Here is a 17932-nt window from a genome sequence, read left to right as displayed (position 1 = left end):
GCGAGCGGAGCGAAGCGATGAAGAGCCAAGCAGCGCGCTTTATATCTGATCCGTTCGTCCTGAGCCTGTCGAAGGACGCGCGCAACGTCCTTCGACAGGCTCAGGACGAACGGAAATTGGGTGATCCAAATTTAGCTCTACCCCTTCAAATCCAGCCCTGCCACGTTGAATTCGAACGGCACGGTCTGGGTCTTGCCGTCCACGATCAGGTCGACCTTCAGGCTCCTGGCGTCCTTGATGATGGCATAGGCACCCTGCGACGGCGCGATCGCGATGCCGTCATCGTTGGTCGCCATCCGCCCCTGCCACTCATGTTTCTTGCCGTCATCGGTGACCGCCGTGATCCGACAATCCGACAGGTCGCAGGTGAAGGGCGCGCCGACCAGCTTGACCGTCACGTCCGCCCCGCCCTCTTTCAAGGGCTGGACCAGCAACACCGAAAATGTGTCCGGCGCGGTCATGGTCTGTACGCTGTTGGCGCTGCCGATATAGGCTACCTTGGGCCGGCCGCCGCCTTCCGCCCCTTCATATTTCCATACCTGGCCGATCTGCTCGCGCTGGGTCGGTCCCTCGGGCTTTTTGTCGCCGCAGGCCGCCAGCGTGGCAACGACCGCAATCATCATGATGGCGCGCATCGCGTCATGTCCTTCCGATATAGTTACGGAAGGATAATGTCTGAACCGGCCTGCGGTTTCCTCAGGCGGTGTAGCGGCCCGCCGTCTCGCGGATCAGCGCGATCATGTTGGGGATGCCCTGCGTCCGATTGGAGCTGAGCTGGTTCTTCAAATCGAACGGCGCCAGCGCGCCTTCGATATCGGCTGCCGCGATGTCCGCCGGCGCGCGGTCCTGCACGGTCAGCAGCACCAGCGCGATGATCCCCTTGGTGATCGCCGCATTGCTGTCCGCCAGAAAATGCAGCCTGCCCCCATTGTCAGAATCGGCATCCAGCACGGTAGGATAAACCCACACCGCCGCCGAACAGCCGCGCACCAAAGTCGCGTCCGTCTTGAGCGCGTCGGGCATATCCTCCAGCCCGCGCCCCAGATCGATCAGCAGGCGATAGCGATCGTCCGCATCGAGAAATTCATATTCTTCCTGAAGATCGGCAAGGTTCGGCAGGTCGGTCATGCGAGCCATATAGGGGCAATTGGACCGAGCGGAAGCCGCTTTCGCATCCTCTGTTCGCTTCAGGCGAACAGAGGATGTAGACTTTCGGCTTAACTTACCACCTTGCACCCCTTGGCCGCTGCCATGCCGCGCAGATAGCCGCGCCGCGCGATGCCCGCCGTCACGGCTGCCTGCAAGCGCCGCTCGGCCGGCGCCGCGCCGCTGATTTCGCGCACAAGACCCCGGAAGGGGATCAGCGAATTGACCACCGTCTTGCCGACCGCCGTCGCAATCTTGCCGGTGCGGTTCTCGTTCGCCGTGGCGCCCACGGTGAAATCATCACCCAACACGGCGTTCAATTCGCCCAGCGACGCCTTCAACCCCTTGCAGGTGCGCGATGGCGGTGCGGCATAGGGATTTTCCACCGCCTTCAGCAGGATCGGGGGAATCTCCTCCTTGTCCAGCCCCACGTCGCGGGCCGGCTGGGTCGCGATCTTGCCCGCCTTGTCCAGATTGCCCTCTTTCTTCTTCGCCTCTTCCTGATTGGCCTTGTCCGCAGACTGGTCCTGATTCTGGGCGAGCGCGGCGCAGGGCATGAGCAGCGCCAGAGCGGTTACGATTGCGATTGATTTCATGATGATCCTCCGCTCCGCAAAACCAGCGATCACGGCCATCGGTTCCCTTCCGAAACGAACAGCGAAGGAGACAGCTACATGCAGCCCCGCTATGCGAGGCCCATCCCCATGCAGGAGGCCCATCCTTGTCCGCATCCGACCCGCATTTCACCATCGCCTCTCCCGCCTTGTCCGCCACTATCGACCCGCTCGGCGCGGAACTCTGGTCGCTGACGGACAGTGAGGGCCGCGCGCTGATGACCGATGCCGATCCGCGCTGGTGGACGGGCCACGCCCCCCTGCTTTTCCCCTTCGTCGGCCGATCGCGCGGCGACGTCTACCGCCTCGACGGGCAGGAACATTCCATGCCCCAGCATGGCTTCGCCCGCCGCCGCCCCTTCGCCCCGGTGGCGCAGGACGATGCCAGCATCACTCTGCGGCTGGAGGCGGACGACGAAAGCCGCGCCATCTACCCCTTCGACTTCCGCCTAGACATGCGCTTTGCCATCGAAGGCGCCACGCTGCGCATGACCGCGACCGTCACCAACCGGGGAGAGGCCCCCATGCCCTTCTCCTTCGGCTATCATCCCGCCTTCGCCTGGCCGCTCCCCTATGGCGGCGCCGTGGAGGATCATCGCATCCGCTTCGAAAAGCCCGAATCCGCCCCGATCCGCAAGGTCGGCGACGAACCCGGCCTCATCGCCCTTGAGAATGCCCCCTCTCCGGTGGACGGCGACACGCTCGCCCCGGCTCATGCAATGTTCGAGGGCGACGCGCTGATCTGGGACGATCTCGCCAGCCGATCGCTGACATGGGGCGTGCCGGGCCGGCCGCACCTCAAGATCGACTTTCCCGACACGCCTTGGCTGGGCCTGTGGCAGAAACCCGGCGCCCATTATCTGTGCGTCGAACCCTGGGCCGGGATGGCCGATCTGGTCGGCTTCGACGGCGATGTCTGGGCCAAGCAGGGCATCATGACGCTGCTGCCGGGCGACGCCCGCAGCTTCCGCATGGACGTGACGCTGATTGGCGATTAAGTAGCCCGCTTTCCGTTCGTCCTGAGTAGCCGCTGAGCTTGTCGAAGCGGCGTATCGAAGGATGGGTTTCGCGCGGGTGCTTCGATATGGGCCTTCGCCATGCTCAGTCCCTACTCAGCACGAACGGCTGTTGATATTTCTGGAACTGTCATGACCATCCCATCCCGCCGCACCTTCGCGATCATCTCCCACCCGGACGCCGGTAAGACCACGCTCACCGAAAAGCTGCTGCTGGAAGGCGGCGCCATCCATCTGGCCGGCGAGGTCAAGGCGCGCGGCGCCAACCGCCGTGCTCGCTCCGACTGGATGAAGATCGAGCAGCAGCGCGGCATCAGCGTCACCTCCTCAGTCATGACGTTCGAGCGGACCCGCGATGGCGAAACCATCACCTTCAACCTGCTCGACACGCCGGGCCATGAAGATTTCAGCGAAGACACTTATCGTACCCTGACCGCCGTGGATTCCGCCGTGATGGTGATCGACGCGGCCAAGGGCATCGAGCCGCAGACGCGCAAGCTGTTCGAAGTCTGCCGCCTGCGCAACCTGCCGATCATCACCTTCGTCAACAAGGTCGACCGCGAAGGCCGCGAAGTCTTCGGCCTGCTCGATGAAGTCGCCGACCAGCTGCAACTCGACGTCTGCCCGATGAGCTGGCCCGCCGGCATGGGCGGCGAGTTCGAAGGTATCTACGATTTCGCCACCAACCGACTGATGCAGCCGACCGGCCCCAGCCGCGAATTTGACGGCACCCGCCACCAGTTTGACGGCCTGGACGACCCGAAGCTGGCCGATCATCTGTCCGACCGCGCGCTGGGCAGGCTGCGCGAAGAGGCGGAACTGGCGCAGGGCGGCTATGCCGAATTCGACCATGACCGCTATCGCGCGGGCGACCTGACCCCGGTCTATTTCGGATCGGCGCTGAAGCTCTTCGGCGTCACCGAGCTGATCGACGCCCTGTCCGCCCATGCCCCCGCGCCCCGATCGCAGCCGGCCGAACCCGCCGCCGTCGAACCCGACCAGAGCGAAGTCACCGGCTTCATCTTCAAGGTGCAGGCCAATATGGACCCCATGCACCGCGACCGCATCGCCTTCATGCGCCTCGTGTCCGGCAAGTTCCGCCGCGGCATGAAGCTGACGCCGTCGGGATCGGGCAAGCCGCTCGCCGTCCACTCGCCGATCCTCTTCTTCGCGCAGGACCGCGAACTGGCGGACGAGGCGTTTCCCGGCGACATCATCGGCATCCCCAACCATGGCGCGCTGCGCGTGGGCGATACGCTCAGCGAAAAGCCCGGCCTGCGCTTCACCGGCCTGCCCAATTTCGCGCCGGAAATCCTGCGCCGCGTCCAGCTGAAAGACCCGACCAAGACGAAGCAGTTGCGCAAGGCGCTGGACGACCTCAGCGAAGAGGGCGTGATTCAGGTTTTCTACCCGGAAATCGGCAGCAACTGGATCGTCGGCGTCGTCGGTCAGCTTCAGCTTGAAGTGCTGATCAGCCGGCTGGAGGCCGAATATAAGGTCGCGGCGGGCCTGGAACCCTCGCCCTTCGACACCGCCCGCTGGATCAGCGGCGACGAAGCCGCGATGAAGGATCTGGTCAGCTATAACGGCGCCAACATGGCCAAAGACCGCGACGGAAACCTCGTCTTCATGGCCCGCAGCGCCTGGGACATCGGTTACCAGCAGGAACGCCACCCCAAGGTGAAGTTCAGCGCGACGAAAGAACGCTAAGCATTCTGAAGTCGGCTGGAACGGCCAACGGCTCGCAGAATGCGAAAATAAAAAGGCTGATTGGTGATTTGAAATCATGAATGGGTAGATTGCTTCCGCCCATTCATGAAATTACACCTATCGTTTTGCCTGTCCAACTCGCTGTCTCACTTATGCGGCTCAGGCCGTCACCCAATCCTTGCGCAGCGCCTTGCCCGCCAGCGCCATGAACAGCCCCGCCAGCAGATAAAAGCCCAGCGCCGCGACGATCGCATAGCGTAGCGCTTCGACCCCATAGGTCGGCGTCAGCGCGTCGGACAGCGCGCCGACACTCCATGACCCAAGCCCCAGCCCGACCAGATTGTTGATCAGCAGGAAGGTCGCCGACGCACTGGCCCGCATATGCGGCGGCACCAGATGCTGCACGGCGGTCAGCACCGGCCCCAGCCAGACATAGACCAGCGCCTGCGGGATCAGGAACAGGGCGAAGGCGAAGGTCACGCTGCTCGACAGCACGCCGACCACGAACAGGGGCATCCCGACCACATAGCTGACCGCCGGCACCCAGGCATAATAGGCCTTGTCCTTTCCGCCCATCGCGTCGCCCAGAAACCCGCCCAGCAACACGCCCGCGACCCCGCCGATCAGCAGCAGCCCGCCCAGAAACTGCCCCGCGCCCAATATGTCGAGGCCGAAGCTGCGCATCAGCAGGCTGGGCAACCAGAAGGCGACGCCATAGCCGCACATCGAACTGCACGCCGCGCCCAGCGCCAGCATCCAGAAGCTGCGCTTGGCGGCGAGGATGCCGAACACGGCACTGACCGGCACGGCACCGCCTGTCTGCACCGGGCGCGCCGGCTCCCGCACGACAAGGCGGAAGATCGGCGCGATCAATATGCCCAGAACGCCGACCGCAATGAAGGCCGTCCGCCATTCCACCGCCTGTGCGATATAGCCGCCCAGCAGCACGCCGCCCGCTGATCCCAAGGGGATGCCCAGCGAATAGATGGACAGCGCCCGCGCCCTTTGATGCGCCGGGAAATAGTCGGATATCACGGCATAGGATGGCGCGACGCCGCCAGCCTCCCCCACACCCACGCCGATGCGGAACAGGAACATCTGGGTGAAGCTGCTCGCGACCCCGCACAGCGCGGTGAAGCCGCTCCAGATGGCGAGGCTGACGGTGATGACCCATGTCCGGCTGGTCCGGTCGGCTAGCAGCGCCAGCGGGATTGCCAGCGTCGAATAGAGCAGGGCGAATGCGATACCGCCCAGCGCGCCCAGCTGGGTATCGCTCAGCCCCAGCTCCGCCTTGATCGGCCCGGCGAGGATGCCGAGGATCTGCCGGTCGAGAAAGTTGAACGTATAGACCAGCAGCAGCATCGCCAGCACGACACCGCGATAGGCGGGGGAGGTAGTTCGGTCGGTCATGTGGGTTTCCTGTGAACCATTTCCATATCCGTTCGTCCTGAGTAGCCACTGAGCGAAGTCGAAGTGGCGTATCGAAGGACCGATGTAGCGCACAACCCTTCGATACAAGGCTTCGGCTTCGCTCAGCCTTTACTCAGGGCGAACGGAATTTCAGTGTCCAAACCGGTGCCAACTCAGAACTTCAACGTGCCCGTCACGAACACCTGCCGCGGATTGCCGTAAAAGGCGGTCAGTGTCCCCTCACGCCCCAATGATGGCGTCGGGAAACCGGCTGCATTGTTGATGATCGCGCCTGTCACCGGGTTGGCCGCGACGAAGGTGTAGCCCGACGTCTTATATTCCTTGTCCAGGATATTCTTGCCATGGACGCCCAGCGACCAGCGATCATCGGGCGCGGTATAGACGATGCTGGCGTCCCACAGCGCATAGCCGCTCTGGTCGATATAGGGATTGGGGATTTCGAACTGATAGGTCTTGGACCGCCATGACACCGTCGTCCCGGCATAGAGGCTGCCTTCGCCGATGGGTGTGTTGTAGCTCAGCGTCCCGCTCGCCGTCCATTTGGGCGTATTCTGCACCCGGCGATATTGCGCCACGTCGGTCGGCACACCGCCGATATTGGTGATATATTCCTGATATTCCGCGTCGATATAGCCGATCGCGGTAGACAGGTTCAACCGGTCGCCGCTCGACAGCAGGTCACGCCCCAGGCGGGCGTTGCTCTCGAACTCCAGCCCCTTGAACCGTGCCTTGCCCGCATTGGACACGATGCCGCAGAAGGACGGCGTCGCCACGCCGCCGACATTGACGGTACAGGCGACCGACCCCGGAATCTGCACATCCTTATAATCGGCATAGAAACCGGCGACGGCGACATAGAGCGCGCCGTCCATGAAATTGCCCTTGTAGCCGACCTCATAGCTGTCGACCTCTTCCGGGCGGAAGCTGAGGAAGGAGGCGATTTCGCTATCCTGCCGGATGCCGTCGCCATTCAGGTCCGGCGCATTGGTGCCTACGCCGCGCGGATCGAAGCCGCCGCCCTTGAAGCCCTTGGAATAGCTGGAATAGATATTATGATCCTGCGTCGGCTTGTAGCTGACGGAGAAGCGCGGGGTGAATTTCTTATATTTGGCCGATCCCCGGAAATCGGTGCTGGGCGCGCCAAACGGCAGGCCCGCACCACCGAACACCGGCGACCCGCCACCCAGATAGCTTTGCCGCAGGATCGCCGCGCGCCGCTCGTCCCAGGTATAGCGCCCACCCGCCGACACGCTGAATTGCGGGCTGAAATCATAGGTGAAGTCGCCGAAGATCGCATAGGTTTCGGTGTCGACATCGGCCTGCGTGAACGCCGTCAGGCCCGCCAGCGTGGTGAAGATACGCGTGTCGAACTGCGTGTCGGCACTGGCATCCAGATAATAGAGACCGATCATGCCCTTCAGCGGCCCGGCATCGACCTGCAACTGCACTTCCTGACTGAGCTGCTCGTTGCGGTAGAAGGCCGGCACGTCGACATCGACGGCGGGCAGCGCGTCGAAATCGATCGGCGACGCGCTGTCATCCTTGCGCCAGGCGCTGATCGACTTGAGCGTGAAGACATCGTTCAATTCCGCCGAGATATTCATCGACAGGCCATAGCTTTTCACCTGCTGCCGGGGATCGACCAGCCCGCCGCGCGTGTCGAACACGTTGCCCAGCACCGGCGCGCCCGATGCCTGCCCCGGAATCAGCCGATGGCCGCCACGCGGATTGCTCTTGTCCTTGGTATAGTCGCCGGTGATGCGCACCAGCACCGGCTCGCCATAGCCGCCCATTTCGAAGGTGGCGCGGCCGGCCCAGATATCCTTGTTGTAATTTTCCTGACCAGTGGTGAGGTTCTTGCCGAACCCGCCGCGCGACAGGCGGGCAAAGGCGCCGCCGACGCGGATCAGGTCGCTGATCGGCGCGGACACACTGATCAGGCCATCCGCCTGATCGTAACTTCCGTAAGTGCCCTTCACCTTCAGTGAAAAATCCTGTGGCAGCAGTTTGGTGACATATTTCACCGCGCCGCCGATCGTGTTGCGGCCGTAGAGCGTGCCCTGCGGTCCGCGCAGCACCTCGATCCGCTCCACATCATAGATGTCGAGCAGCGCACCCTGCGGCCGGTTGAGATAAACATCGTCCAGATAGATGCCGACGCCCTGTTCAAATCCCGACACCGGGTCCTGCTGGCCCACGCCGCGGATGAAGGCGGTCAGGGTCGAATTGGTACCGCGCGATGCCTCCAGCGTGGTGTTGGGGGTGATGTTGGCCAGATCGGTAATGTCGATCGCGCCACCCTTTTCCAGCGCCTCGCCGGAAAAGGCGCTGACTGCGATCGGCACGCTGACCAGAGTCTCCTCGCGCCGGCGCGCGGTGACGACGATCGCTGCGCCATCCTCGTCGGCGGCGGCCTGCGGCGTGGCGTTCTGCGCCAGTGCAGGCAACGCAATCATGCCGCCCCACGCGGCGGAAGCGAGGGCAATCGCACGGATGGTCTGATGGGCCTTCATCGGGTCGGTCCTCTCCTGGAAATGGCGCGCCCGGTCTGCCGGGTCGCTTTGCCTTGCCAACTCGATAATGAAAGTTGAACCAGCTTTCAACTTGAAATAAGGGGCTGGGGACGACAGTGCGCCGGTGCGGCAAAAAATACACATAATCAGGAGTGGAGATGACCGAGCAAGGCGCCGAAAAGGACGACAAGACGCCCCGTACCGCGCGCGGCGAACGCACCCGTCGCGCCCTGCTGTCGGCCGCTGCGGCGGAATTTGGCGAGAAGGGATTTCATGATGGGTCGATCAGCGGCATCACCCGCCGCGCTGGTTGTGCGCTCGGCAGCTTTTACACCTATTTCGATACCAAGGACGATATCTTCCGCGCCTTGGTGAACGACATGTCGGGGCAGGTGCGCGACTATGTATCCCCGCGCATCGCACAGGCGCGCGACGGCATCGACGCGGAACGGATCGGCTTGCTGAGTTTCCTGGAGTTCGCCCGCACCCACAAGGAAATCTACCGCATCATCGACGAATCCGAGTTCGTCGATGCCGTCGCCTATCGCGCCCATTATGAAAATACCGCCAGCCGCATGGCCGCCCGTCTGTCCGCCGCCGCCGCCCGCGGCGACGTGCGCCCCGATGTGGAGGAAGTCCATGCCTGGGCGATCATGGGCATGAACGTCTTCCTCGGCCTGCGCTACGGCGTATGGGATGACAGCCGCTCCGCCGAAGAGGTCGCCGCCATCGCCAACGCCCTCATCGAAAAGGGCATCGGCCCGCAGCGCTGACACGGGCTCCATCCGCCGCACGGCAGCCCCGGACTGGCGAGACGCCTGCAACCACCCGCCCTCCTCAAGACTCCTTCCCATGACCAACCATCATGCGAGAAGGATCATGGACCTCCCCCCACGCGCCAAGCGCTCCAATGTCTTCATGGACGCCCATCTCAACCTGGGCGAGCCGTTGTCGGCCAAGCAAGTCGTGCGCATCCGCGACATATCCGCCGGCGGCGCCCGCATTCAGGGCAAATCGCCCGGTGTGGGCGTCCGCATCGTGGTGACGCGGGGCGAAACGGATATGCCGGGCCGCGTCGTCTGGACTGCTGACCGTCATTTCGGCATGGAATTTGACGAACCGGTCGATGTCGATGCGGTGCTGAAGGCGGTGCCGCCCAAATCGCCCGATCGCCCGGTCTATGCTGCCGCCCTCACCTCCGGATTGGCGCATTTCCAGCGCTACACGCCACGCGGCCGCGCCACGTCCTTCGGTCAGCGGCTGGCAGGAGTGGCTCGCTAAACTATTTGCGCAGCAGGAACACCGCATGCTCCGCGAAGAGATTGGCGTTGGCGTGCGTCGTTTCCTTGTCGCCCTTCAGAAACCATTGCCCGTCGATGGTCCAGCCGCGCTCCTTCACCAGCGCGCGGAAATCATCGACTGTGACATGATGGATGTTGAGCGTATCATACCAGGTGTCGGGCAACAGCCGCGTCACCGGCATCCGGCCGCCCCACAGCAGCGAAATCCGCCCGCGCCAATGCGCGAAATTGGGGAAGGACACGAAAGCCTGTCGCCCGATGCGCAGCAATTCCTCCACCACCAGGTCCGGCCGCCGCGTCGTCTGCAACGTCTGGCTCAAGATCGCATAGTCGAAACTGGCGTCGGGATAATAGCCAAGGTCGGTGTCGGCATCGCCCTGCACCACCGACAGGCCACGGCCCACCGCGGCGGCCACGTTCGACCCGTCAATCTCCAGCCCGCGCGCGTCCACCTGCGCATTGTCGCGCATCGCCGCCATCAGCGCGCCATCGCCGCAGCCCACGTCCAGCACGCGCGCGCCCTGCCGCACCGTCCGTGCGATCAGCGCCAGATCGGGGCGCAGGGTCTCGCTCATGCCCGGCCGCCTTTCAGGAATCCGTCCACCACCCGGTTGAGTTCGGGACATTCCAGCAGGAAGGCATCATGGCCGAACGGGCTGGACAGTTCCACGAAACTGGCCTGCGCGCCCGATGCGTTGAGCGCATGGACGATGATCCGCGATTCGGTGGTGGGGTAGAGCCAGTCGGTATCGAAGCTGACGAGGCAGAAGCGCGCCTTGGTCGCGGTGAACGCCTTGGCCAGCGATCCGCCATGATCGTCGGCAATGTCATAATAATCCATCGCGCGGGTGATGTAGAGATAGCTGTTCGCGTCGAACCGCTCGACGAAGCTCAGCCCCTGATGCCGCAAATAGCTTTCCACCTGGAAATCCGCGTCGAAACCGAATGTCTTGGCGTCGCGCCCCTGCAAGCGTCGCCCGAATTTCTCGGTCAGCCCCGCTTCGGACAGATAGGTGATGTGCGCGGCCATGCGCGCGACGGCGAGGCCCGCGCTCGGCACCTGCCCGTCGGCATAATAATCGCCACCGCGCCAGTTCGGATCGGCCATGATCGCCTGCCGCCCCACCTCGTGAAAGGCGATATTCTGCGCGCTGTGCCGCGCGGTGGAGGCTATGACCACGCAGCTTTCAACCCGATCGGGGAAGAGCGTCGGCCAGGTCAGCGCCTGCATCCCGCCCATCGACCCGCCGATGACGGCGGACAGGCGATCGACGCCGAGATGATCGAGCAGCGCCGCCTGCGCGCGCACCATGTCAGCGATGGTCAGCACCGGAAAGCGCATGGCATGCGGTTCACCGGTCGCTGGGTCGATGCTGGCCGGGCCAGACGACCCCATGCAGCTGCCGATGACGTTGGAACAGACGATGAAATGGCGCGCCGGATCGACCGGCTTGCCCTCCCCGACCAGTCGCCACCACCAGCCGGGCTTGCCGGTGACGGGATGGTCGGACGCGACATATTGGTCGCCGGTCAACGCATGGCAGATCAGGATGACGTTGGATTTGTCCGCATTCATCGTGCCATAGGTTTCATAGGCGATATCGACCGGGCCAAGCAGCGCGCCGCTCGACAGATGCAGGGGACCGGTCAGGCGGGCCTGCCGGCGCAGACCGAAACGGCTGTCTTCACTGATGGGAACGCTGGCCATGATGCAGGCGGGGCTAGGACCGCCGCCCCACTCTGTCAATCTGGCGCATCGGCGGCACAGTCCCTAGATGGCCGGCATGACCAATGCCTTCCGCCCCCCGATCGTCGCCTATGGCCCCCTGAACCCCTATATGGACGCCGAGCTGGCCCGCCGCTTCACTGTTCATGCCGTAGCGGCAGACGCCGACCTTACCGCCCTGCCCCCACAGGTGCGGGCGGCGCGCGCGCTGGTCAGCTTCGGGTCGGTCGGCGCATCGGCCGCAATCATGGACGCGCTGCCCAAGCTGGAAATGATCGGCCTCTTCTCGGTCGGCTATGACAAGGTCGATGTCGATCACGCCCGTGCGAAGGGCATCCGCCTGACCAATACGCCCGATGTGCTGACCGACGATGTCGCGGATCTTGCCGTCGGCCTGCTCTATGCCACTGTGCGCAACATGGTCGCCAACGACCGCATGCTGCGCGCGGGCGACTGGGCGCGGGGCATCAGGCCGGCCTTGTCCGGCCGGGTGACCGGCAAGCGCATCGGCATATTGGGCCTTGGCCGCATCGGCCGCGCGATTGCGGCGCGGCTGGAACCGGTGGCTGGCGAAATTCTCTACCACAACCGGCGCGAAGCGGCTGACACATCCTGTCGCTATGTCGCCGACCCGATCGCTTTCGCACAACAAAGCGATGTCATCATCGTTGCCACTTCGGGCGGCCCGGAGGCGGCGAAGCTGGTCGATGCCGCCATGCTCGACGCGCTCGGCCCGGATGGTGTGATCGTCAATATCAGCCGGGGCAGCGTGATCGACGAGGATGCCCTGATCGCCGCACTGTCCGAAGGCGGTATCGCCGGCGCCGGACTGGACGTCTTCGCCCATGAACCCCATGTGCCGCCAGCGCTGATCGCGATGGACCAGGTCGTACTCCAACCCCATCAGGGCAGCGCCACCACCCACACGCGCAAGGCGATGGGCGACCTCGTCCTCGCCAATCTGGATGCATGGTTCGCGGGCAAGCCGTTGCTGACGCCGGTGGTGTAAAGGGGGGGGGGAGGCGCCACCTTCTAAACCCTCTCCCGTTCTTCACGGGAGAGGGTTTAGAAATGCTCGCTGCCATTCACTAACGGCCCGGCCGCAAGCCATCCAACATGCTTCCAATGTAGGATTTCCTCTGATCTACCCTGTCCGATGGACAGCCTCCCCCCTCGCCCTTTTCCGTGTCGCCTCCCTGTCGCAAGACAGACGCGCAGCCGTCGCTTCGCGTCGTCCAGCGGTCGCGTCGATGGCGCGCTGCTGTCACTTCCGCATCGCGCAGGTGGCGCGTCCGTGGCGCCTGGGAGAGGCTTCGCGAAAGCCTCGCGAGCGCTTCGGCCCCTTTTTACCCCTGCAACGGTGTGAACTTCGCCTGTCGCGTCGCTGTCGCCCTTCCACCCACTTTGCCTTTCGTCCGGAAGCCGCTAAAGCCCGCACCCATGACAAAGCCTGCTCCCAAAGACTGGATTCTCGGCATTCACGCCTATGTGCCGGGCAAATCGGCGGCCGACGACGGCCGTCCCCTCATCAAATTGAGCGCCAACGAAAATCCGCTCGGCACCAGCAAGGCCGTGCGCGAAGCCTTCGTCGCCGCGACGGCCGACATGGCAACCTATCCCGATCCCGCCGCGGAAAAGCTGCGCGCGGCGATCGGCGCCGTCCATGGCCTCGATCCCGACCGGATCATCTATGGCACCGGGTCCGACGAACTGCTGCATATCGCCGCCTCCGCCTATGCCGGGCCGGGCGATGAAATCCTCTATGTCCGCTATGGCTTTGCCGTCTACGACATCGCCGCACGCCGCGTCGGTGCGACGCCGGTCATCGCCCCGGACAAGGATTATGCGACCGACGTCGATGCCCTGCTCGCCGCCGTCACGGACAGGACCAAGGTCGTCTTCCTCGCCAACCCCAACAACCCGACCGGCACGATGACCAGCCGGGAAGAGATTGCCCGCCTGCATGCCGGGCTGCGCCCCGACATCCTCTTCGTCCTGGATCAGGCCTATGCCGAATATCTGGAAGAGGGCGAGGATGACGGCGGGCTGGAACTGGCGAAGACCGCGTCCAACATCCTCGTCACCCGCACCTTCTCGAAAATCTATGGCCTGGCCGCCGAACGGATCGGCTGGGGCTATGGCTCGCCCGAGGTGATCGACATCCTCCACCGCATCCGCGCGCCGTTCAACGTGACGACAGCGGGTCAGGCAGCGGCGATCGCAGCGATCGGCGACAGCGAATGGGTCGCGTTCAGCCGCACCCACAATGCCCGCTGGCGCGACTGGCTGGCGAGCGAAGTCGCTGCGCTGTCCAATCACGGCCTGCGCGCGGTGCCCAGCAAGACCAACTTCCTGCTGATCCTGTTCGACGGCAAGCTGACTGCGGAAGCCGCCATGAAGGGGCTGTGGGACGAAGGCTATGCCACCCGCTGGCTGCCCGGTCAGGGCCTGCCCAACGGCCTGCGCATCACCATCGGGACCAAGGCGCAGAACCGCGCCGTCGCGGCCAAGCTGCGCGCCATGGCGGAGGCCGCCTGAGCCCATGCTGCCGTTCGCGCGCGTCACCATCATCGGCCTGGGGCTGATCGGCTCCTCGCTCGCCCGCGCGATCCGGGCGGACATGCCCACCGTGCGCGTGACCGGCTATGACGCCGATCCCGCCGTGCGCGAAACCGCCCGGCGGATCGACCTGACCGACGATGTCACCGACACGGCGGGCGCGTCCGTCACCGACGCCGATCTGGTGATCCTGTGCGTACCGGTGCGGGCGATGGGCGCGGCTGCGGCGGAAATCGCCGACGACCTGCCGGCCGACGCGATCGTCAGCGATGTGGGTTCCTGCAAGGTGGATGTGCTGGCGCAGCTCAACGCCGCGCTGCCGGGACGGACCATCATCCCGGCGCATCCTGTGGCCGGCACCGAAAATAGCGGGCCTGAAGCGGGCTTTGCGACCCTGTTCAAGGGCCGCTGGTCCATCGTCACCCCACCCGCCGACGCCGATCCGACCGCCGTCGAACGGGTCGCCGAACTATGGCGCCGCGTCGGCGCGGATGTGGAGGTGATGGACCCGGCGCATCATGATCTGGTGCTGGCGGTCACCAGCCATCTGCCGCACCTCATCGCCTACACCATCGTCGGCACGGCCAGCGACATGGAAAATGTGACCCAGAGCGAAGTCATCAAATATTCCGCCGGCGGTTTCCGCGACTTCACCCGCATCGCCGCATCCGATCCGACGATGTGGCGCGACGTGTTCCTGGCGAACAAGGACGCGGTGCTGGAAATGCTTCAGCGCTTCTCTGAGGATCTGTCTGCGTTGCAGCGGGCGATCCGCTGGAATGACGGCGACGCGCTGTTCAACCTGTTCACCCGCACCCGCGCGATCCGCCGGTCGATCATCGAACAGGGCCAGGACGACGCCAAGCCGGACTTCGGCCGGTCGCACTGAAGCGGCTTAAAATCGCTTTCCTACTTTAGCCGGCCCGGCTTAATTGAGCGCGTTGATCGCCGCATGGACCCGCGCCTCGGCCTCCTTGCGGTCCAGGCCGACCGGAACGATCTCCCCCACCTTGTAGGTGATGGTGCCGGGACGTTTGAGGAATTTGCCGCGCGGCGACACCCGCCCGCTGTCGATGGCGATCGGCACGACGGGCAGGCCGAGCAGGCTGTACAGACCGGCGAACCCCGCCTTGAGTGGCGGCGATTCGCCATGGGGGACGCGGGTGCCTTCGGGGAAGAGGCAGATGGCGCGGCCCTGCCCGATCCGGTCCTTCGCCGCCGCGCGCAGGACGCGCAGCGCGCTCGCCCCGGCGGCGCGCTCGATGGGGATGAGGCCATAGCGGCGGGCGATGCCGCCCCAGAGCGGGATATCGAACAATTCCCGCTTGGCGCCGATCGCCGGCCGGTCGAACAGGCACAGCATGTCGATCGTCTCGAACATGGATTCATGCTTTGCGATATAGAGATAGGGACCGATCGGCAGGTCGCCCTCCACCACGATCCGCTGCCCCAGCAACTGCTGGACGCACCAGCGGTGGAACCGGCTCCAGTTGGTCGCGGTGTTCTGCACCATCAACGGCGTGGTCCAACCAAAGGCCATGGCCCACAACACGAAGATCAGGCTGCCGGTGTAAAAGGCCAGCGCAAAGAGAAGCGAACGGATGACGGTCAAGATAAGGTCCGATCAGATACCGATGAGCGCGGCGATGCGCCGCAGCAGATATTTATTATATTCCCGCGCCAATATGGTCAGGCTCGGGCGGCTGGGCACCGCGTCATAGACGATCGTGACCTTGCCGTCGGGCATCGACTGGCGCAGTTCCAGCGCAGCGCGGCGCATATGCCAGTCGGTGGTGATCAGGCGGACGGTCTTGTAATCACGCCGTTCCAGCCAGCGCGCCGTCTCCAGCCCGTTCGAGCGCGTGTCGATCGCTTCCCGACCCAGCGTGATACAGCAGTTGAACAGGCTTTCGGGCGCTTTGTATTGCACGGCCAGTTCCACCGGACGGACCGAGCGGTCGACCCCGGAAATCAGCATCCGCTTGGCCGCACCATCCTGCAACAGGGCGATGCCCCGGTCGATGCGGCCCGCCCCGCCGGTGAGCACGACGATGGCGTCGGTCTGCCGCCCGTCCAGCGGCTGCGGCAGGAAGATCCCGAACCAGGCAAAGCCCAGCATCCAGGCCAGCAGCGTAATGGCGACGAAGCGGACGATCACAGTGCCCGGCCCAAGGCGCGCAGTACCGTCCAGCGCGCCGTCAACGTCGCCAGCAGCACGCCGAAGATCGGCAGGGCCACAAGAATCAGCCAGCCGCGCATATCCAGTTCGACCGCACCGATCAGATCCGACCCGGTGGCGGCAAGGCGCAAGCCGATCAGCAGGATGACGAGCGCGGCAAAGGAGAAGCCCAGCGCGCTGCCCATCAGCGCGTCGAGGCCGATTCGGCGCTGGAACAGTCGGGCGATCTGCACGTCGGTCGATCCCATCAGGTGCAGCACGTCGATCGTGCCGCGATGGCTGTCATGTGCGCCCCGCGCTGCCAGCACCACGACCGCGCCGGTCGCTAGAATCATCAGCAGCACGACACCCGCCGACAGCCAGCCCAATGCCGTCAGCAGTCCGGCCAGCGGCAGCAGGAAGGCGGCATGCGGCTCGATCCGTAGCTTGGGCGAAACATCGGCGAGCAGGCGGCGCAAGCCACCGATCTTGGCCTCTGCGTCGCCCGGCGTCAGCATAACGTCGATCAGCGCTGGCACCGGCAGGTCGCCGCTGGTCGCCGCATCGCCCAGCCAGGGGCGCAACTGGTCGGCCAGCGCCGCCGGATCGACCGGCTCGGCGGCGCGCACGCTGCGGGAGGATCGCAGAGCCGTCAGGGTCCGGCCGGCCAGTTGCGCGCGGACCTGTGCGTCGGCCTCCACCACCTGCACGCTGGCGCGGCCGGCAAGGTCGGCGCTCATGGACCGGACAGCGGCGCCCAGGCCGAGGCCAGCGGCCGCGGCCAGCACGGTCAGGAACATCATGATGGCGATGATCCACGGCATGGGCCCGGCCAGACGACCGCCTGGCAGCAGGCGATGGCGCGCGGCGGCAGACGCCTTGCGATCTGCATGGCTGGGCATCAGGCGTTGCCCTGCGGTTTCGACTGGGACTGAGGCGGGTAGCGCAGCGTGCCGGTGGGGTCGGCCAGCCGCCCCTTGTCCAGCCGCATCATCTGCGCCCCGGAAACCTGCGCGATGAGGGGGAGGTCATGGGTGGCGACGACGATGGTGGTGCCCAACCTGTTGAGCGCCTCGAACAAGGTCATCAGGCGGCGAGCCATGTCGGCATCGACGTTACCGGTCGGTTCGTCCGCGACCAATATTTCCGGGCGGCCGATTACCGCGCGGGCGATGGCAACGCGCTGCTGCTCCCCGCCCGACAAGGTGGCGGGACGCGCCTGGCGACGATCGCCTAGGCCCACCCAGTTGAGCATCTCCGCCACCGGGGCGTCGATCTCGCCCTCTTCCATGCCCGACACGCGCAGCGGAAGGGCAATATTGTCATAGGCGGACAGATGGGGCACGAGCCGGAAATCCTGGAACACCACGCCGATGCGGCGGCGGAAGCCGGGCAATCTTTTCCGAGGAAGCGTCACCACGTCCTCGCCGAACAGGCGGATGACGCCGCGGCTGGGCCGCTGGGCAAGGTAGAGCAATTTCAGCAACGACGTCTTGCCCGCGCCCGATGCGCCGGTCAGGAAATAGAAGCCGCCGCTGGCCAGCGAGAAGCTGACATCGGACAGGGTTTCGCTGTCCAGACCATAGCGCAGGCCGACATTTTCGAACTGGACGATGGCCGACATGGCTGAATATTATCGCGCTGTCGCGCTCCCTGCTTCCCGGAGCATCAGCCATGGCACAGCGGGCGCCCCGCCGTAAAGCCCGCGCCGCACGATGCCACGAGTCGCGGCAGAATGACTCGGGTCGTCGTTGGCAT

Annotated in this window: 18 protein-coding genes; 7 read left to right on the top strand and 11 right to left on the bottom strand. The window is 64.8% G+C overall.

Annotation, left to right across the window (positions count from 1 at the left end):
- Window positions 1–137: 137 nt before the first annotated feature.
- From RQH62_RS11290 to RQH62_RS11280, 3 genes are all read right to left on the bottom strand, one after another.
- Window positions 138–635: a hypothetical protein gene (locus RQH62_RS11290; RefSeq protein WP_311268856.1), complete on the bottom strand. Its 498-nt coding sequence runs from the start codon at window positions 633–635 to the stop codon at window positions 138–140.
- 61 nt (window positions 636–696) lie between these two features.
- Window positions 697–1137, bottom strand: a complete 441-nt coding sequence (locus RQH62_RS11285) for a SufE family protein (protein WP_311268855.1) — start codon at window positions 1135–1137, stop codon at window positions 697–699.
- Window positions 1138–1217: 80 nt separating this feature from the next.
- Complete coding sequence (locus RQH62_RS11280; RefSeq protein WP_311268854.1) at window positions 1218–1742, bottom strand: hypothetical protein; 525 nt, start codon at window positions 1740–1742, stop codon at window positions 1218–1220.
- Between the two features lie 125 nt (window positions 1743–1867).
- On the opposite strand from RQH62_RS11280, the gene RQH62_RS11275 reads away from it, so the two are divergent.
- Window positions 1868–2758, top strand: coding sequence for an aldose 1-epimerase family protein (locus tag RQH62_RS11275; RefSeq protein ID WP_311268853.1), 891 nt, complete (start codon window positions 1868–1870; stop codon window positions 2756–2758).
- A gap of 150 nt (window positions 2759–2908) precedes the next feature.
- Entirely contained in the window at window positions 2909–4486 is a 1578-nt protein-coding gene (locus RQH62_RS11270; protein ID WP_311268852.1) for a peptide chain release factor 3, read from the top strand.
- A gap of 159 nt (window positions 4487–4645) precedes the next feature.
- Here the strand turns inward: RQH62_RS11270 and RQH62_RS11265 are convergent, their stop codons facing one another.
- Both RQH62_RS11265 and RQH62_RS11260 read right to left on the bottom strand, forming a co-directional pair.
- Complete coding sequence (locus tag RQH62_RS11265) at window positions 4646–5896, bottom strand: MFS transporter (RefSeq protein ID WP_311268851.1); 1251 nt, start codon at window positions 5894–5896, stop codon at window positions 4646–4648.
- 173 nt (window positions 5897–6069) lie between these two features.
- Window positions 6070–8430 (bottom strand): TonB-dependent receptor, encoded by a 2361-nt coding sequence (locus RQH62_RS11260; RefSeq protein WP_311268850.1) that lies wholly within the window; start codon window positions 8428–8430, stop codon window positions 6070–6072.
- 158 nt (window positions 8431–8588) lie between these two features.
- Here RQH62_RS11260 and RQH62_RS11255 point away from each other — a divergent pair, with 158 nt between their 5' ends.
- Both RQH62_RS11255 and RQH62_RS11250 read left to right on the top strand, forming a co-directional pair.
- Entirely contained in the window at window positions 8589–9203 is a 615-nt protein-coding gene (locus tag RQH62_RS11255; protein ID WP_311268849.1) for a TetR/AcrR family transcriptional regulator, read from the top strand.
- 106 nt (window positions 9204–9309) lie between these two features.
- Window positions 9310–9711 carry a PilZ domain-containing protein gene (locus RQH62_RS11250; RefSeq protein WP_311268848.1) on the top strand — a complete coding sequence of 134 codons (402 nt, stop codon included), beginning with the start codon at window positions 9310–9312 and terminating at the stop codon, window positions 9709–9711.
- 1 nt (window position 9712) lies between these two features.
- Here RQH62_RS11250 and metW read toward each other — a convergent pair whose 3' ends face one another.
- Together metW and RQH62_RS11240 are read right to left on the bottom strand one after the other, a co-directional pair.
- Window positions 9713–10306 (bottom strand): methionine biosynthesis protein MetW, encoded by a 594-nt coding sequence (gene metW, locus RQH62_RS11245; RefSeq protein ID WP_056692280.1) that lies wholly within the window; start codon window positions 10304–10306, stop codon window positions 9713–9715.
- Window positions 10303–11439, bottom strand: a complete 1137-nt coding sequence (locus RQH62_RS11240) for a homoserine O-acetyltransferase (RefSeq protein ID WP_311268847.1) — start codon at window positions 11437–11439, stop codon at window positions 10303–10305. Before RQH62_RS11240 ends, metW begins: the two co-directional genes overlap by 4 nt.
- A gap of 67 nt (window positions 11440–11506) precedes the next feature.
- On the opposite strand from RQH62_RS11240, the gene RQH62_RS11235 reads away from it, so the two are divergent.
- The 3 genes from RQH62_RS11235 to RQH62_RS11225 all read left to right on the top strand — a co-directional run bounded on the left by RQH62_RS11235 (window position 11507) and on the right by RQH62_RS11225 (window position 14905).
- Window positions 11507–12466 (top strand): 2-hydroxyacid dehydrogenase, encoded by a 960-nt coding sequence (locus tag RQH62_RS11235; protein WP_311268846.1) that lies wholly within the window; start codon window positions 11507–11509, stop codon window positions 12464–12466.
- A 431-nt stretch (window positions 12467–12897) separates the two neighbouring features.
- Window positions 12898–13995 (top strand): histidinol-phosphate transaminase, encoded by a 1098-nt coding sequence (hisC, locus tag RQH62_RS11230; protein WP_311268845.1) that lies wholly within the window; start codon window positions 12898–12900, stop codon window positions 13993–13995.
- A 4-nt stretch (window positions 13996–13999) separates the two neighbouring features.
- The gene (locus RQH62_RS11225; RefSeq protein WP_311268844.1) at window positions 14000–14905 is read left to right on the top strand and encodes a prephenate/arogenate dehydrogenase family protein; all 906 of its coding nucleotides are present in this window, start codon (window positions 14000–14002) and stop codon (window positions 14903–14905) included.
- Window positions 14906–14944: 39 nt separating this feature from the next.
- On the opposite strand, the gene RQH62_RS11220 is transcribed toward RQH62_RS11225, so the two are convergent.
- Genes RQH62_RS11220 through ftsE form a run of 4 tightly spaced genes read right to left on the bottom strand, consistent with a single transcriptional unit; the run spans window position 14945 to window position 17798 of the window.
- Complete coding sequence (locus RQH62_RS11220; RefSeq protein ID WP_311268989.1) at window positions 14945–15631, bottom strand: lysophospholipid acyltransferase family protein; 687 nt, start codon at window positions 15629–15631, stop codon at window positions 14945–14947.
- A 9-nt stretch (window positions 15632–15640) separates the two neighbouring features.
- Window positions 15641–16174: a YdcF family protein gene (locus RQH62_RS11215; protein WP_311268843.1), complete on the bottom strand. Its 534-nt coding sequence runs from the start codon at window positions 16172–16174 to the stop codon at window positions 15641–15643.
- A complete protein-coding gene (locus RQH62_RS11210) occupies window positions 16171–17076 on the bottom strand; it encodes a cell division protein (RefSeq protein WP_311268842.1) in 906 nt (301 codons plus the stop codon). The genes RQH62_RS11215 and RQH62_RS11210 overlap by 4 nt, the downstream gene beginning before the upstream one ends.
- Window positions 17076–17798: a cell division ATP-binding protein FtsE gene (gene ftsE / locus RQH62_RS11205; RefSeq protein ID WP_311268841.1), complete on the bottom strand. Its 723-nt coding sequence runs from the start codon at window positions 17796–17798 to the stop codon at window positions 17076–17078. The genes RQH62_RS11210 and ftsE overlap by 1 nt, the downstream gene beginning before the upstream one ends.
- Window positions 17799–17932: the final 134 nt, after the last annotated feature.

The sequence above is a fragment of the Sphingobium sp. WCS2017Hpa-17 genome (genome assembly GCF_031843765.1).
Lineage (GTDB): Bacteria > Pseudomonadota > Alphaproteobacteria > Sphingomonadales > Sphingomonadaceae > Sphingobium.
The sequence above is the reverse complement of the archived record's forward strand: the minus strand, read 5'-3'. Positions and strand labels throughout refer to the sequence as shown.

Excerpts from the sequence above, each read along its gene's own strand:
- RQH62_RS11290 (WP_311268856.1), bottom strand. The coding sequence starts at position 635 with ATGCGCGCCATCATGATGATTGCGGTCGTTGCCACGCTGGCGGCCTGC.
- RQH62_RS11285 (WP_311268855.1), bottom strand. The coding sequence starts at position 1,137 with ATGGCTCGCATGACCGACCTGCCGAACCTTGCCGATCTTCAGGAAGAA.
- RQH62_RS11280 (WP_311268854.1), bottom strand. The coding sequence starts at position 1,742 with ATGAAATCAATCGCAATCGTAACCGCTCTGGCGCTGCTCATGCCCTGC.
- RQH62_RS11270 (WP_311268852.1), top strand. The coding sequence starts at position 2,909 with ATGACCATCCCATCCCGCCGCACCTTCGCGATCATCTCCCACCCGGAC.
- RQH62_RS11265 (WP_311268851.1), bottom strand. The coding sequence starts at position 5,896 with ATGACCGACCGAACTACCTCCCCCGCCTATCGCGGTGTCGTGCTGGCG.
- RQH62_RS11260 (WP_311268850.1), bottom strand. The coding sequence starts at position 8,430 with ATGAAGGCCCATCAGACCATCCGTGCGATTGCCCTCGCTTCCGCCGCG.
- RQH62_RS11255 (WP_311268849.1), top strand. The coding sequence starts at position 8,589 with ATGACCGAGCAAGGCGCCGAAAAGGACGACAAGACGCCCCGTACCGCG.
- RQH62_RS11250 (WP_311268848.1), top strand. The coding sequence starts at position 9,310 with ATGGACCTCCCCCCACGCGCCAAGCGCTCCAATGTCTTCATGGACGCC.
- metW (WP_056692280.1), bottom strand. The coding sequence starts at position 10,306 with ATGAGCGAGACCCTGCGCCCCGATCTGGCGCTGATCGCACGGACGGTG.
- RQH62_RS11240 (WP_311268847.1), bottom strand. The coding sequence starts at position 11,439 with ATGGCCAGCGTTCCCATCAGTGAAGACAGCCGTTTCGGTCTGCGCCGG.
- RQH62_RS11235 (WP_311268846.1), top strand. The coding sequence starts at position 11,507 with ATGGCCGGCATGACCAATGCCTTCCGCCCCCCGATCGTCGCCTATGGC.
- hisC (WP_311268845.1), top strand. The coding sequence starts at position 12,898 with ATGACAAAGCCTGCTCCCAAAGACTGGATTCTCGGCATTCACGCCTAT.
- RQH62_RS11225 (WP_311268844.1), top strand. The coding sequence starts at position 14,000 with ATGCTGCCGTTCGCGCGCGTCACCATCATCGGCCTGGGGCTGATCGGC.
- RQH62_RS11210 (WP_311268842.1), bottom strand. The coding sequence starts at position 17,076 with ATGCCCAGCCATGCAGATCGCAAGGCGTCTGCCGCCGCGCGCCATCGC.
- ftsE (WP_311268841.1), bottom strand. The coding sequence starts at position 17,798 with ATGTCGGCCATCGTCCAGTTCGAAAATGTCGGCCTGCGCTATGGTCTG.